Origin of the sequence: Tessaracoccus lacteus (assembly GCF_029917005.1) — a bacterium.
Classification (GTDB): domain Bacteria; phylum Actinomycetota; class Actinomycetes; order Propionibacteriales; family Propionibacteriaceae; genus Arachnia; species Arachnia lactea.
Genome location: NZ_CP123967.1, coordinates 37,047 through 51,822 on the forward strand (window position 1 = coordinate 37,047; position 14,776 = coordinate 51,822).

Here is a 14,776-nt window from a genome sequence, read left to right on the forward strand (position 1 = left end):
ATTCGGCGGACTGTTGGGGGGATAGCTGGCCTCGGCTAGGAATGGGCGCGTGAGAAGGACGACCCCGTTTGGATCTCCGCTTCGCGGCAGTTGGGTGTCCGTCATGGAGCCCACACCTGGGGGTGTCGCTCAGGTCGCGGGGCTGCGAGGTCGACGCTAGTACGGACGGCCGTGTCGGTAGCCTCACCGGCCCAGGCGTGCACGCGCTGTTCTGGAGCTGCGTGTCGAGCACTCGCCCGGAGACGACCGAGTGATGAGTGGAGTCAGGGGTCTCGGATCTGACCCGGGGGGATCTCGTGCGACGTGATCCAGGCCGTCAACAGCCGCCCAGGCGGGATGCCGTTTCACGTGAAACGGCAGACTCGTCGCCGGGCGTCGGATGGGCCGTCGAGTGGGCAAGAACGAGCTTGCTGACGGTCGCTCAGAGGGTCACGAGCCAGTCCTGGCACATCACGCCCACGGGGCGGCCTCGACGGGTAGTGTCGCGGGCCCGATCGACCTTAGGCGTACACGGGGTGCGAGGCAAGGGCATCACCGACTCCGTCGACCCGCGGAAGGTGCTGGGCTCCCGTACACCAACGTCGGTCCCGTGGACTTTGTGCGTAGGCTGCCAATTTCGTAGACACACCACTTCGCACGTACCGCGAGCCGAGCCCGCCGCTGCCGGGTGGCATCCGCGGAATGTGGCTCCGGATCGATCAGGCGGGGCGACGCTGGACGAGTCCTGTGTCGCTTCATGTTCGAGGGAGTCACCCGACAGAGGGGTGAAGCTCGAGGCGCGAGGAACCAGGAGGCTGAGGAGGGGATTCGTCCGTGACACGATCGAGCGGGGGAGTCCCGACTCAGGACTGGACAACGGCATGTCGAGCAACGGTGGACGAATGTGCGAGAGCCCTGTATGCGGTTCTTGGTTCTTCATCCCAGCGGCCGAGTTCCGCGCGTTGAAGCACCGGTTTCGGTCGCACGAGCGGTGTTCGGTAGGGTTTGTCTCGAATCGGTGAGGAGTCAATGGATGCCCCTGTTCTTCCGCAAGCGCAAGCCTGCTGATGTTGATGAGCCTTGGAAGGATCACGCGAGCGTTTCACGTGAAACGGGCGCCCAGCCGCGACGCGCGGCAGCCCTGGGGAATGTCGACGTCGACGACGAGTACGGCGAGGAGATCGCGCCCACCGAGGCGACTCGCCCCGAGTACCCACGACCGACGAGTCCGCGGGTCTTCGTGGTCGCAAACCAGAAGGGCGGCGTCGGGAAGACGACGACAACGGTCAACATCGCGACGGCTCTCGCGCTCGGCGGCCTGAACGTCCTCGTCGTGGACAACGACCCGCAGGGGAATGCCTCCACGGCACTCGGGGTCGAACACCCTCCCGGTACGAAGGGAACCTACGAGGTGCTGATGGACCAGGTGGGCATCATCGAGCACGCTCAGCCGTCGCCGCATTCGCCGAATCTTCACGTGCTGCCCGCCTCGATCGATCTGTCCGCGGCCGAACTCGAGCTCGTCAATGAGCGTGGCCGCGAGCACCGGATGCGCGACGCTATCTCGACCTACATCGATGAATCCGGCGTTGACTACGTGTTCTTCGACTGTCCCCCGTCACTGGGTCTGCTCACACTGAACGCGCTGGTCGCGTCGACCGAGATACTGGTTCCCATTCAGACCGAGTACTACGCACTCGAGGGCGTGTCCCAGCTCATGCGAACGATCAACCGGGTGAAGGGCAACCTGAACGACAACCTGGTGCTGTCGACCATCCTGCTCACCATGGTCGACAGCCGGACCAACCTGTCGCGTGAGGTCAGCGAGGAAGTGCGCAAGCACTTCCCCCTGCAGACCCTCGACGCGGAGATTCCTCGATCGGTGAAGGTTGCCGAGGCCCCGAGCTTCGGGCTGCCGGTCATCACGCACCAACCCAAGAGCCCCGGTGCCGTCGCCTATTTCGAGGCGGCCCGCGAAGTCGCCATGCGCGCGAAGACGGAGGACTGAGATGGCAGCAAAGCAGAGCGGACTTGGGCGCGGCCTGGGCGACCTCTTCGCCCGCACCGATGATGACCAGACGGCCCCCCTCGAGGACGGCTCGACGTTCGAGGAACTCGACGTCTCGAAGATCGTCCCCAACCCGCAGCAGCCACGGAAGGTATTCGACGAGGACGACCTGGACGAACTGTCAGCGTCGATCAAGGAGTTCGGCGTCCTGCAGCCCATTGTCGTGAGACGCTCTGACAAGGGATCTTACGAGCTCATCATGGGCGAACGACGCTTAAGAGCGTCGAAACTGGCCGGTGTCACGACCATCCCCGCGATCATCCGGGGCACGGACGACACCGCCCTCTTGCGGGATGCCCTCCTCGAGAACCTGCACCGGGCGAACCTCAATGCCATCGAGGAGGCCCAGGCATACAGCCAGTTGCTGGATGACTTCGCCTGCACGAAGGAAGATCTCGCGCAGCGGATCCATCGCTCCAGGCCGCAGATCTCGAATACGCTCAGGCTCCTGAACCTGCCGCACACGGTGCAGAACAAGGTTGCAGCGGGCGTTCTGTCCGCCGGGCATGCCAGGGCTCTTCTGGGCCTCGACGACGCAGACGCACAGGAGCGTCTGGCGGAGCGCATCGTCGCCGAGGGGCTGTCTGTACGGTCCACCGAGGAGATTGTCGCGCTCACCCGCATCCCGGGCGGCGCAACCGCGCGCACTTCGACCCCGCGCGGCCCGCGACTACCGTCGGAGCGGGAACAGGCGATCTCGTCCCGCCTCAGCGACCAGTTTGATACCCGCGTGAAGGTCGCCATCGGACGCAACAAGGGCAAGATCACTATCGAGTTCGCCAGTGGTGAGGACCTGGATCGCATCATGGCCATCTTTGACGGCAAAACGATCTGACGCCACGTAACTAAAACTCTAAACCGCTATATCGATAAATCTCTAGGAGACCAGCATGAACGAGTCGGCCACCGCACCAGCGGACCTCGTCGACAAGGAGGACATCGCATCAGTGCGTTCCGCACTCGTGCGCTACCGCGTCATGGCCTACGTGGTTGGCGTGCTGCTCGTCGTCCTCATGCTCGTGGGCCTCCCGCTGAAGTACATCTGGGGGGATGGCCGTGTGGTGACGTGGACGGGTGTCCCGCACGGCTGGCTGTACATGGTGCTGCTGATCACGGCCTATGACCTCGGGCGCAGGGTGAAGTGGTCGCTGAAGTGGTTCGTGATGATCATGCTGGCGGGAACCGTGCCGTTCCTGAGCTTCGTGGCTGAGCACTTCGCGACGAAGAATGTCCGGGCGACCCTGGCTGCCTCCGAGGCCGCCTGACGATCCTTGGGTCGGCCGGTTCCCTGAGCTTGTCGAAGGGCCCCGTAGCATGGTCCGGTTCCCTGAGCTTGTCGAAGGGCCCCGTAGCGCAGCGAGGGGTGGTCCCGAGTCTCCCGGGGGAGTCCCTTCGCTTCGCTCAGGGCACCTCGACGGGCTCGGCGACCCGTTGGTTCCCTGAGCTTGTCGAAGGGCCCCGAAGCGCAGCGAGGGGTGGTCCCGAGTCTCCCGGGGGAGTCCCTTCGCTTCGCTCAGGGCACCTCGACAGGCTCGGCGACCCGAGGCAGAACACCTCGACAGGCTCGGCGACCCGTTGGTTCCCTGAGCTTGTCGAAGAGCCCCGAAGCGCAGCGAGGGGTGATCCTGCCGAGCGCGGATTCCCTTCGCTTCGCTCAGGGCACCTCGACGGGCTCGGCGACCCGTTGGTTCCCTGAGCTTGTCGAAGGGCCCCGTAGCGCAGCGAGGGGTGATCCTGCCGGTTGCGGATTCCCTTCGCTTCGCTCAGGGCACCTCGACAGGCTCGGCGATCCGGGGCAGGGCACCTCGACAGGCTCGCGATCCGGGGCAGGGCACCTCGACAGGCTCGGTGACCCGTTGGTTCCCTGAGCTTGTCGAAGGGCCCCGAAGCGCAGCGAGGGGTGATCCTGCCGAGCGCGGATTCCCTTCGCTTCGCTCAGGGCACCTCGACAGGCTCGGTGACCCGTTGGTTCCCTGAGCTTGTCGAAGGGCCCCGTAGCATGGTCCGGTTCCCTGAGCTTGTCGAAGGGCCCCGTAGCGCAGCGAGGGGTGATCCCGAGTCTCCCGGGGGAGTCACCCTTCGCTTCGCTCAGGGCACCTCGACAGGCTCGGCGATCCGGAGCAGAACACCTCGACAGGCTCGGCGATCCGGGGCAGGGCGCCTCGACAGGCTCGGTGACCCGTTGGTTCCCTGAGCTTGTCGAAGGGCCCCGAAGCGCAGCGAGGGGTGATCCCGAGTCTCCCGGGGGAGTCACCCTTCGCTTCGCTCAGGGCACCTCGACAGGCTCGGCGACCCGGGGCAGGGCACCTCGACAGGCTCGGTGACCCGTTGGTTCCCTGAGCTTGTCGAAGGGCCCCGAAGCGCAGCGAGGGGTGGTCCCGGGGGTCAGACTCGGGACCTGCAGATGTCTCGTCAGGTGTTGGTCATCACTGGGTTGTCGACTTGGGTCGGCGGGGCGTCCTCGTCGTCCTTCACCCCGCGGGCAGCGTAGACGCCGAACGCGATCGCTCCAGCGGCGAACACCCACCACTGGAGGGCGTAGCCGCGGTGCGTGGCCGATCCCTCTGCCTCGGGCAGCGTCAGGGACGCGGCGTCGAGCCCCTGGGCTGCGGAATCGGCCTCGGAGAGCGTCACGTAGCCACCCAGCAAGGGGGTCGGCCACTCCTGCGCCAAGGCCTGAATGCGGACTGTCGCCATGTCGGCACTAGCGGAAGCCAGCTCGTCGGACGTCTTGTCGGAGGCGAGGAAGATCCCCTCGAACGACTGCTGTCCCTCCGGCGCAGGCGGCACGACGCTGCCCGCCTCGACCGCGCCGCGGACTACAGCGACGTAGCGTCCGTCACTCAACTGAAGGGCGGTGACGACTCGGAGCGCGTCGGTCGTCCCGACCAGCACCTCGTCCTCGGGAAGGTAGACGCCGGTCAGCGTGACGGGCTTGCCGTAGATGTCGCTCATGGAGCCGTCGTCGGAGACCTGCTCCTCGAGGACGACAGGGGCCTCCGCGGCGCGCTCGGCGGAGACATCGCGGGTCGACTCCTCGTAGGAGTGCATCTGCCAGAGGCCGAGCATGACCATCACGGCCGCCACGACCGCGCTGGCAAGCATGATGAAGATGCGCCGGAGACGCGGGGTCATCCGCGACCCTCTGCCCGGGCGGTCGCCCGGTCTACCAGCTGGGCATACACGTGTCCGACGTCGGTGCCGTCGGCCTCCATCGCCAGCGGCGCGAGCGACGTCTCCGTCATGCCCGGTGCGACGTTGCCTTCCAGGAAGTAGGGTCGAGATTCGACGACCATCACATCAATGCGGGAGATGTCGCGTAGGCCGAGGGCCCGGTGCGCGGCGACGGCTAGATCGCCGGCGGCCGTGAGCACGTCGTCGTCTAGCTCGGCGGGGGTCACGAAGCGCGTGGCGCCGGCGGTGTAGCGGGACTCGTAGTCGTAGACGCCGGACTCCGGCCGGATCTCGACCGGGGGCAGCGCGCGGGGCCCGTCGCCAATGTCCAGGACGGTGACGGCGACCTCGGTGCCGGTGAGGAACTGCTCGATGACGGCGACGGGGCCGTAGGCGTAGGCCGCGACGAGGGCGCTGGCCAGCTGGCCGGGCTCCTCGACCTTCGTCACGCCGAGAGCCGACCCGCTGCGCGAGGGCTTGACGATGAGGGGGTAGCCGAGCTGCTCCCCGATGCCGTCCATCAGTGCCGGGGCGCCGAGTTCACGGAAGATGTCATGCGGGAGAGCGATCTGGAGGGGCGCGTCGATGCCGGCGGAACGCACGATCGAGGTCGCGATGGACTTGTCGAACGTCAGACGCGACGACGCTCCGTTCGGCCCGACGAAGGGGACCTTCAGCACCCCGAGGACCTCGCGCAGCGCGCCGTCCTCACCGAGTCCGCCGTGCAGCATGGGGACGACGACGGGGTCGTCGGTGCGATGCAGCAGGGGGACGAGGTCAGCGTTGACGTCGGCCTCGATCACCTGGCGTCCGGTCTCGCGCAGCGCCTTGGCGACCCTGCGGCCCGATCGGAGCGACACGTCGCGCTCGTGGCTCAGCCCCCCGGCGATGACGATGATGGTCATGATGCCTCCTTGTCAGGTGAGGTTAGCGCTTGGGCCGGGGGCGGGCCGCGAGAGGGTGGGCGAATGTGACACCCCGAAGGTGTTCATGACCTCGAGCTCGCGCCGCACGACGTCGGCGAAGCGGCGCACCCCGGTCTTGATGCGGTCGGGGGGCGGGAAGCAGAAGGAGAGTCGGGCGTTGCGCGCGCCTTGGCCGTCGGCGTAGAAGGCCGGGCCGGGTACGTAGGCCACCCTCGCATCCACGCCGCGAGGGAGCATCGCCTGGGTGTCGAGGCCCTCCGGCAGTGTCACCCACACGAAGAAGCCGCCGGCCGGCCGGGTCCAGGTTGTTCCCTCGGGCATCTCCTCGGCGAGCGCGAGCAGCATGGCGTCGCGGCGGGCGCGGTACATGTCCTTGAAGATGTCGATCTGGCCTCGCCAGTCGTTGTTGGTCAGGTAGTCCGCGATGGCGTACTGGCTGAACACCGGCGGGCACAGCGTCGCCGACTCCTGCGCCAGCACGAGCTTCTCGCGCACCGCGTGGGGGGCGAGCACCCATCCGACGCGGAATCCGGGGGCGAACGTCTTGGAGAAGGAACCGAGGTAGATGACGTTCTCGTCGGCCGAGCGCATCGCGGGGATGGGGTCCGCGTCCAGCGACAGCAGACCGTACGGGTTGTCCTCGACGACCAGGACTCCCTCGCTCTCGCACACGCTGATGACGTCGAGGCGGCGGTCCCATGGCTGCGTGACGCCGGACGGGTTGTTGTAGTTGGGGATCGTGTAGAGGAACTTGATCCGCTTGCCCTGGGCGCGCAGCCTGTCGATGGTCTCCCGCAGGGCCGTCGGGCTGATGCCGTGCTCATCGGTGGGGACGTGCACCACCTCGCACTGGTAGCTGAGGAACGTTCCGAGGGCGCCGACGTACGACGGCGATTCGGCCAGCACGACATCGCCTGGGTCGCAGAAGATGCGCGTGACGAGGTCGAGGCCCTGCTGTGAGCCCGCCGTGATGGTGATGTCGTCGGGGTGGGCGGTGATGCCCTCGAGCGCCATCACGTGGACGATCTGCTCGCGCAGCACCCCCTCGCCCTGGCCGGATCCGTACTGCATCACCTTGGTGCCGTTGGTCTCGATCATCGCGGCGAGCGAGTCGGCGATGTGGTGGAGGGGGAGGTCCTTGATGTTGGGCATGCCGCCGGCCAGGGACACGATCTCCGGGCGGTTGGCGACGCTGAACAGAGCTCGGACTGCGGAGACCCGCATGCCCTCGGTGCGCTGTGAATAGCTGTCGACGAACCGGTCGAGCCGGGTGTCGTGGCGGTGTTGGTCGGTCACTGTCCTGGAGCCTCTGTGGGATGAAGGCGCCGCGGGATCGGCGTCCTTCCGGCCAGATTAGTCGCCTGGACGCCTCCTCGGGAGCCTCTCGGCAGGCGCCTGGACCGGCGGGGCACCGTCGGGAGGGAGTCAGGAGGTGAGCGCCTCGTCGAAAGCAGCGACGAGATCCTCTGCGCTCTGGCCCGTCTCGGTGGTGGGGAGCACCAGGAGGCCCGTCGAGTCCTGCACGATGCCGCAGGCCTCCAGGCCCGTATCCGCGGACGTTCCGCAGTAGATTCCGTCGCTGACCAGGACCTGCCCGCTGGTGTCGTTCATGGTGACCCCCGCGTCCTCGAGGAACTGCGTGATGGTCCGTTCGGGGAAGGTCACGAGTACCACGACGCGGGAGGTGCCGTCGGAGTAGTCGGCCCGGACGATCTGTTGGTTCTCGGGAGCAGGGCCCTGGCTTTCGGTCACGTCGCCGCGGACGAGGTCGCCGACCTGGACCGGTAGCTCCAGCGGATAGGCGGGGGTCGGTGAGGCGGAGGGCGACGGCGTCGCGGGCGTGAACCCCCCGCCCAGCGCGACGCCGATCAGTACAGCTGCGATGACCATGACCGCGAGCAGTGCCAATCCTCCGAACTTCACGACGGAGGGTAGCGGCGGACGGGCCGGCTCCTCGCGGGAGACGGCCGTCCACTGCTGATCCGGGTTCTCCTCCGGGTCAGGCGTGGGCTGCGTCGACATCAGAGGAGCTCGTTGATGGCCTTCTTGAGCGCGTTCTTCGTCTTGCCGCCGGAGAGGGCCTTGGTGACGCGACCCCCTTGGAAGAACTGCAGCGTCGGGAGGGAGAGGATGCCCTGCTCAGCGGCGAGGTTGGGGTTGGTGTTGGTGTCGACCTTGACGAACTTCACATCGCCGAACTCGCCGGCGAGCTCGTCGATGATCGGGGCCATCTGCTTGCACGGCGAGCACCAGTCGGCCCAGTAGTCGACGACCACGAGCCCGTCGGCCATCAGCACCTCGTCGACGAAGGTCTTCTCGGTCACGTCAACAACAGCCACGTTCAAACTCCTTAGCGATGGGCCCGCCCCGTCGGGGCAGCGGCTCACGATTCTACGCCCCTGGCTTCCGGCCCCTCTCGCAGACGCCAACGATATGTACCGACGCCAACGATATTCGCGCGAATACCGTTGGCGTCCGTGCACTTCGTTGGCGCCTGGGAAATACCGTTGGCGTCCGTGGGTGGGGTCGGGTGTGGGGTGGGGTCGGGTGTGGGGTCGCGTCGGGTGTGCGGTCGCGTCGGAGGCGCGGTGTCAGTCCTCGAGGGACTGCAGGAAGCGCTCCGCGTCCAGGGCGGCCGCGCAGCCGGAGCCGGCTGCGGTGATCGCCTGACGGTAGGTGTGGTCGACGAGGTCGCCGCACGCGAAGACGCCGCGCAGGTTGGTGGCCTGTGAACGGCCGTCGACGAGGACGTAGCCCTCGGCGTCGAGGTCGACCTGGCCCTTGACCAGCTCCGAGCGGGGGTCGTGGCCGATCGCGATGAACAGGCCGTTGACCTCGAGGTCGCGCAGCTCGCCGGTCACCGTGTCCTCCAGCGTCACGGACTGCACGGAGTTCTCGCCGTTGATGGTCCGGATGGCCGAGTTCCAGGCGAAGTCGATCTTCGGGTCGCGGTGCGCGCGGTCGATCATGATCTTCGAAGCGCGCAACTCGTCGCGACGGTGGATCACGACGACGCGGGAGCCGAAGCGGCTGAGGAACGTCGCCTCCTCCATCGCGGAGTCGCCGCCGCCGACGACGGCGATGGGCTTGTCACGGAAGAACGCGCCGTCGCAGGTCGCGCACCAGGACACGCCGCGGCCGGACAGGCGGTCCTCGTCGGGCAGGCCGAGGCGACGGTAGCCGGAACCCATGGCCAGGATGACGGACTTGGCCCGGTACTCGACGTCCTCGGAGTCCTTGACGATCTTGACGTCGCCGGTCAGCTGGACCTCGGTGACGTCGTCCGTGATGAGCGTGGCCCCGAAGCGCTCGGCCTGCTTACGGAGGTTCGCCATCAGGTCCGGGCCGTCGATGGCCTCCGGGAACCCTGGGAAGTTCTCGACCTCGGTGGTGTTCATCAGCGCGCCGCCGGACTCGAACGCACCCTCGAAGACCAGCGGCTTCAGGTTCGCGCGGGCTGCGTAGATCGCGGCAGTGTATCCGGCGGGGCCGGATCCGATGATGATGACGTCGTGGATCTCCGACATGTGGCTCCTAGCGTTCAAGACAGGCAGGCCAAGTCTAGTGCGGGCCCCGCGAGGCCCCCTCCCCGCGGTTGGTGCTGCAAGCGAACCCCTGACCCCGACGCGACCAGAATGGGCGGGGAAGGGAGCGAGCATGGCGAAGAAAAAGACTCAGGACCCCGGACCGTCGGTGAAGGACCCCGAGGTCTACGAGGCGTTACGCGACGACGGGGCCAGCAAGGAGAAGGCCGCGCGAATCGCGAACGCCGCGGCCGCGACGTCCAGGTCGGCCGTCGGCCGCAGGGGTGGCGAGGCGACCGACTACGAGGACCGCACCAAGGACGAGCTCCTGCAGCGGGCCCGCGAGTTGGAGATCCGCGGGCGTTCGTCGATGTCGAAGGACGAGCTCATCGACGCCCTCAGGAACCACTGAGCCCGGGTTCCAAGGGCGCCCGTTCAGCTCTTCCAGGAGGACCGGTACGCGAAGATCTCGTCGACGACCTCGAGCGGGACCTCCTCGATCGACGGGTACAGCCACGTGGGCTGGTTGTCCTTGTCCACCAGCAGGGCGCGCACGCCCTCGACGAAGTCGCCTGTCGGCAGCAGACGCTCGGCCAGGCGCAGGTCCTGGTCGAAGATCGCGCCCAGGTTGAGGGTCTTCGCGCGGTTCAGCGCGCGAAGCGCGACGTGCACCGACAGCGGGGAGCGCAGGCGCATCTCCGCGGCGGCCTTGCGGGCGTTCTCGTCGGGGTGGTTCTCGAGCGCCGCGACGATCTCGGCGGGCTGGTCGGAGACGTAGCACTCCTCGATCCACGCGCTCGCGGTGTCGAACAGCGGCGCGGGCAGCGGACCGTCAGCGGACTCGTCGGCCAGGTTCATCAGGAGGGCGTCGCCGCCGGTGAAGGTGGCCGACGTGAGCGTGACGTGGCGGCCGACGGCGCCGGCGCGGGACAGCTGGTACATGATGCCGACGTCGGGGAAGAAGCCGATCTTCGTCTCCGGCATGGCCATCACCGTGTCGGCATAGACGATGCGCCGGTCGGCGTGAGCGCCGATGCCGAGGCCGCCGCCCATCGCGATGCCGCGCAGGTGACTCGTCACGGGCTTGGGGTAGTCCGCGATGAGCATGTCGAGCGAATACTCGTGCTCAAGGAAGTGCAGCCAGGCGCCACCCGAGGTCAGCGCCTGGGACAGGGCGCGCACGTCGGCGCCGGAGCAGAAACCGCGGTCGCCGTTGCCGGAGAGCTCGACGGCGGTCACGTCGTCGTCGTTGCGCCACTGCACCAACGTCTCGGTCATGGTGTGCATCATGGACTCGTCCAGGGCGTTGATGGCCGCCGGACGGTTCAGCGTGATGCGGCCAATGCCGTCGATCACGTCGGTGACGATGTAGTCAGACATGGATGCAGCCTAATAGCTCAGGTGCGTTCATGCCGCATGGCCCCCTCCTCGAAGGGCTGGCGGATGCTCAGGACAGCCGGATGTTCGGCTTGAGCCGCGTGAGGACCGTGCGAGCCGTCTCCTGGTCGATGACAAGGTCCGTTGCCACCCCTGCGCGCAACGCGCCGAGCACCGCGGGCGCCTTCGCGAGGCCGCTGACCACGCAGATGCGACGCGGGATGCGCTGCAGCTCCGCGGGCGTCATCCCGGTGGCGCGCTGGTTGATCTCGAGGTCGCGGTAGGTGCCGTTCTCCCGCAGCATCACCGTGCAGACGTCCCCGACGACGCCCTGGTCCCTCAGGGTCTGGATGTCACCCTCGGTGAGGTAGTTCGACGCGTAGACGTGAGACTGCAGCTCGGAGTTCAGGCCGCCGATGCCGAACAGTGCGACGCGACACGAGTCGCGCACGTGGAGGATGTGGCGCGTGCTCTGCTCCCGCCACATCGCCTCTTTGGTGGCCGGGTCGTCGAAGAACGCCGGGAGGGCGAGCAGCTGCTCCTGGCCGCGGAACGCGTCGGCGAAGCGGTGCAGGATGCTGCCGACGTAGGGCAGGCCAGTGGTCTGGTGGTTCGCGCCGCCATTGAGTCCTATCACCGTGACGCCCGTGAGGTCGCGGGGACGCAGATGCGTCGCGACGGCGGAGACGGTCGTGCCCCACGCGACGCCGACGGTGTCGCCGTCGGAGACGGTCTCTCCGAGGAGCTCGGCGGCAGTGCGGGCCACTTGGTCGAGCCGGAAGATCCCGCTGGAGCCGGGGCGCACCTGCACGATGTGGGCGCGGATGCCGAAGTTGCGGTGGAACAGATCGGCCATGCGGCCCACCGGGCGTGCCGGGTCCACGATCTGCACGCGCACGAGCCCTTGCTCGCGCGCCTCCTTGAGGAGCCGTGACACCGTCGACCTGGACACGCCTAGGTGGTGGGCGATGGCGTCCATCGTCTCGGACTGCACGTAGTACATACGTGCGACCGTGACGAGCGCCTCGCTGCTCTTGTCGGCCACGTGAACCTCCTTGTCCCGACCATCTTAGGCATAGCCCTTTGCGGGGACGGGCTCCCGGGTCCGGTAGCCGACAGGGCGTTCAGTACCCGCGGGAGGCGTCCGCGAGCTCCCGGTCGGCGCCGAGAGCGGCGACGAACTCGTCGGTGCTCATCGGCTTGGAGAACATCGGGTAGTCGAACTTGATCGCCGAGTCGTGCTCCTCGACGGAGGTGGCACCCACCGCGTCGGTCAGGGTGATGACCTCAAAGCCCTTCTCGTAGGCGCTTCGCATCGTGGACTCGACGCAGCAGTTGGTCAGGAAGCCAGCGAGCACGACGGTCGTGATCCCCTTCGAGCGGAGCACGAAGTCGAGGTTGGTCGAGCCGAAGGCGTCGAGGCCACGCTTGCCCTCGATGACGATGTCGCCGTCGACGGGGGTGAGCTCCTGGCAGATCTCCGCTCCCCAGCCGCCGCGCACGAACGAGGAGGAGTCGACGACGCCCTTCAGGATTCCATAGGGGTGCGCGGTGATCTCGCCATAGCCCGGCGCGAAGGTGATGGGGCAGTGGAGGACGGCGCCACCGGCCGCGCGGACGGCGTCGGCCGCCTGCCGTGCGTGGTCGAGGACGTGCTCCTTGTCCATGACGTCCTTGACGGCGCCGTGGAGGGTGCCGCCCTCGGTGGTGAAGTCGTTCTGGAACTCGATGAGGACGAGGGCGGTGGTGGTGGGGTTCATCGTGGTGCTCCTTTGCAACCAGGGTTGATTTCGCCTCCAACTCTACGACTTCGGTGGACGGGGGAGGAGGAGTCCAAGGATCGGATGACAAGCGCATTCCCCGGCCGAGACGCCCGCGATATGCAACCTCGTCACCTGACCCTGACGCCGTGTGCACGAACGTGCACTGGTGTTGCCCGGAATGTTCAGGTCGTGGACAGTGGGCGCAAGGGATTTAAAGGAGTCAATCGTGACGAAAACCTCACTCACGCCCGACCAGCGGGCAGCCTCGGTCGAGGCCATGCAGTCGCAGACCTTCGACGTGCTCGTCATCGGCGGCGGCGTGACCGGAGCCGGCATCGCGCTCGACGCCGCCTCGCGTGGTCTGAGCACCGCGGTCGTCGACTATCAGGACTGGGCCGCGGGCACATCGTCGCGCTCCTCCCGGCTGGTGCACGGCGGTCTGCGCTACCTCTACAACCTGGACTTCAAGCTGGTGGCCGAGGCGCTGAAGGAGCGCGGCCGCCTGCTGACGACCATCGCGCCGCACCTCGTCGAGGCGCAGCCGTTCTTGTGGCCGCTGAAGACTCCGGTCGTCGAGCGGGCTTACTCTGCCGTCGGCGTCGGCATGTACGACGCGCTCGCCGTGATCGGCGCGGGTGGCCGGAAGACCGTGCCCACGCAGAAGCACCTCTCGAAGAAGGCCGCCATCCGTCACTTCCCCGAGGTGAAGGCCGACGCGCTCTGCGGCGCCATCGAGTTCTACGACGCCCGCGTCGACGACGCCCGCCTGGTCATCACGCTGATCCGCACCGCGCTGAAGTACGGCGCCGAGGCCGCGAGCCGCATCAAGGTCACCGGGATCGTCAAGGACGAGAAGGGTGCCGCGGCCGGCGCGGAGGTCACCGACCTCGAGACCGGCGCGTCGTTCACGATCCGCGCCAAGAAGATCATCAACGCGACGGGCGTGTGGACCGAGGAGACCCAGGACATGGCCGGCGGCACCGGCGGCCTCAAGGTGCTGGCTTCGAAGGGCATCCACATCGTCATCCCTCGCGACCGCCTCAAGGCGAAGGCCGGCATGTTCCTGCGCACCGAGAAGTCGGTGCTGTTCATCATCCCGTGGCAGCACTACTGGGTGATCGGCACCACCGACACCGCCTGGCACGAGCAGCTCGAGAACCCCGTCCCGACGAGCGCCGACATCGACTACGTGCTGGCGCACGCCAACGAGGTCCTCGACAAGCCGCTGACCCGCGACGACATCATCGGCACCTACGCCGGGCTCAGGCCGCTGCTGCAGCCCAAGGTGCTCGACGAGTCGAAGTCCACCAAGGTCTCCCGCGAGCACACCGTCTCGGAGGTCATCCCCGGCATGGTCGCGATCGCGGGCGGAAAGCTGACCACCTACCGCGTGATGGCCGAGGACGCCGTCGACTTCGCGCTCGGCAAGGAGGCGGCCGAGGCCACCCCGTCGCCGACTGCGAGCCTGCCGCTGCTGGGCGCCGACGGGTATGAGGCCGTCGTCAACCAGTCCGCCCGCCTCGGGAAGCAGTACGGGTTCGACGCCGATCGAATGAAGCACCTGCTGTCGCGCTACGGATCGGAGATCGGCGACCTGCTGGCCAGCATCGACGAGGACCCGACCCTCGCGCAGCCGCTGCAGCACGCGCCGCAGTTCATCCGCGCCGAGGTCTCCCGTGCATGCACCGTCGAGGGGGCGCTGCACCTGGAGGACATCTTCGTCTCCCGCGTCCGGCTCAACTCCGAGTCCCGCGACCGCGGCGGCGCGTGCGTCGACGAGGTGGCCGAGATCGCGGCGAAGGCCCTGGGCTGGGAAGAGGCGAGGACCGAGGCGGAGAAGACCAACTACCGCGCCCGGATCGCCGCCGAGCTCGCGGCCGAGGAGCAGGCGACGGACGCCGCCGCTTCCGCCGAGCGTGAGAAGGCGGTCGACATCGTCGGCGCGGGCGTGACCGCCTGACCTCC

The 14,776-nt window shown here is 67.6% G+C and carries 14 protein-coding genes; 5 read left to right on the forward strand and 9 right to left on the reverse strand.

The features are described from left to right. Positions 1-1,012 precede the first annotated feature (1,012 nt). The 3 genes from QH948_RS00205 to QH948_RS00215 are packed head-to-tail and all read left to right on the forward strand — an operon-like array spanning position 1,013 to position 3,312. Complete coding sequence (locus QH948_RS00205) at positions 1,013-1,987, forward strand: ParA family protein (protein ID WP_281144984.1); 975 nt, start codon at positions 1,013-1,015, stop codon at positions 1,985-1,987. 1 nt (position 1,988) lies between these two features. After that, positions 1,989-2,882 carry a ParB/RepB/Spo0J family partition protein gene (locus QH948_RS00210; RefSeq protein WP_281144985.1) on the forward strand — a complete coding sequence of 298 codons (894 nt, stop codon included), beginning with the start codon at positions 1,989-1,991 and terminating at the stop codon, positions 2,880-2,882. A 55-nt stretch (positions 2,883-2,937) separates the two neighbouring features. Continuing rightward, positions 2,938-3,312: a DUF3817 domain-containing protein gene (locus QH948_RS00215; protein WP_281144986.1), complete on the forward strand. Its 375-nt coding sequence runs from the start codon at positions 2,938-2,940 to the stop codon at positions 3,310-3,312. A gap of 1,147 nt (positions 3,313-4,459) precedes the next feature. Here QH948_RS00215 and QH948_RS00220 read toward each other — a convergent pair. The 6 genes from QH948_RS00220 to trxB form a co-directional block, all read right to left on the reverse strand. Further along, positions 4,460-5,182 carry an SURF1 family protein gene (locus tag QH948_RS00220; RefSeq protein WP_281144987.1) on the reverse strand — a complete coding sequence of 241 codons (723 nt, stop codon included), beginning with the start codon at positions 5,180-5,182 and terminating at the stop codon, positions 4,460-4,462. Further along, entirely contained in the window at positions 5,179-6,126 is a 948-nt protein-coding gene (locus QH948_RS00225) for a D-alanine--D-alanine ligase family protein (RefSeq protein ID WP_281144988.1), read from the reverse strand. Before QH948_RS00225 ends, QH948_RS00220 begins: the two co-directional genes overlap by 4 nt. Positions 6,127-6,138: 12 nt before the next feature. Continuing rightward, positions 6,139-7,443 carry an aminotransferase-like domain-containing protein gene (locus QH948_RS00230; RefSeq protein ID WP_281144989.1) on the reverse strand — a complete coding sequence of 435 codons (1,305 nt, stop codon included), beginning with the start codon at positions 7,441-7,443 and terminating at the stop codon, positions 6,139-6,141. Between the two features lie 129 nt (positions 7,444-7,572). Next, the gene (locus QH948_RS00235) at positions 7,573-8,169 is read right to left on the reverse strand and encodes a hypothetical protein (protein WP_281144990.1); all 597 of its coding nucleotides are present in this window, start codon (positions 8,167-8,169) and stop codon (positions 7,573-7,575) included. Then, complete coding sequence (gene trxA / locus QH948_RS00240) at positions 8,169-8,438, reverse strand: thioredoxin (protein ID WP_438874145.1); 270 nt, start codon at positions 8,436-8,438, stop codon at positions 8,169-8,171. Before trxA ends, QH948_RS00235 begins: the two co-directional genes overlap by 1 nt. A 300-nt stretch (positions 8,439-8,738) precedes the next feature. After that, on the reverse strand, positions 8,739-9,674 hold the full coding sequence (gene trxB, locus QH948_RS00245) for a thioredoxin-disulfide reductase (RefSeq protein WP_281144992.1): 936 nt from the start codon (positions 9,672-9,674) through the stop codon (positions 8,739-8,741). Between the two features lie 130 nt (positions 9,675-9,804). Between trxB and QH948_RS00250 the strand changes: the two genes are divergently transcribed. Then, positions 9,805-10,083: a DUF7218 family protein gene (locus QH948_RS00250; RefSeq protein WP_281144993.1), complete on the forward strand. Its 279-nt coding sequence runs from the start codon at positions 9,805-9,807 to the stop codon at positions 10,081-10,083. Positions 10,084-10,106: 23 nt separating this feature from the next. Here the strand turns inward: QH948_RS00250 and QH948_RS00255 are convergent, their stop codons facing one another. The 3 genes from QH948_RS00255 to QH948_RS00265 form a co-directional block, all read right to left on the reverse strand. Further along, positions 10,107-11,051, reverse strand: coding sequence for an enoyl-CoA hydratase/isomerase family protein (locus QH948_RS00255; protein ID WP_281144994.1), 945 nt, complete (start codon positions 11,049-11,051; stop codon positions 10,107-10,109). Positions 11,052-11,118: 67 nt separating this feature from the next. Next, entirely contained in the window at positions 11,119-12,051 is a 933-nt protein-coding gene (locus tag QH948_RS00260) for a sugar-binding transcriptional regulator (protein ID WP_438874146.1), read from the reverse strand. A 121-nt stretch (positions 12,052-12,172) separates the two neighbouring features. Beyond that, positions 12,173-12,808, reverse strand: coding sequence for a cysteine hydrolase family protein (locus tag QH948_RS00265; RefSeq protein WP_281144996.1), 636 nt, complete (start codon positions 12,806-12,808; stop codon positions 12,173-12,175). Positions 12,809-13,037: 229 nt separating this feature from the next. Here QH948_RS00265 and QH948_RS00270 point away from each other — a divergent pair, with 229 nt between their 5' ends. Next, on the forward strand, positions 13,038-14,771 hold the full coding sequence (locus tag QH948_RS00270; RefSeq protein WP_281144997.1) for a glycerol-3-phosphate dehydrogenase/oxidase: 1,734 nt from the start codon (positions 13,038-13,040) through the stop codon (positions 14,769-14,771). Positions 14,772-14,776: the final 5 nt, after the last annotated feature.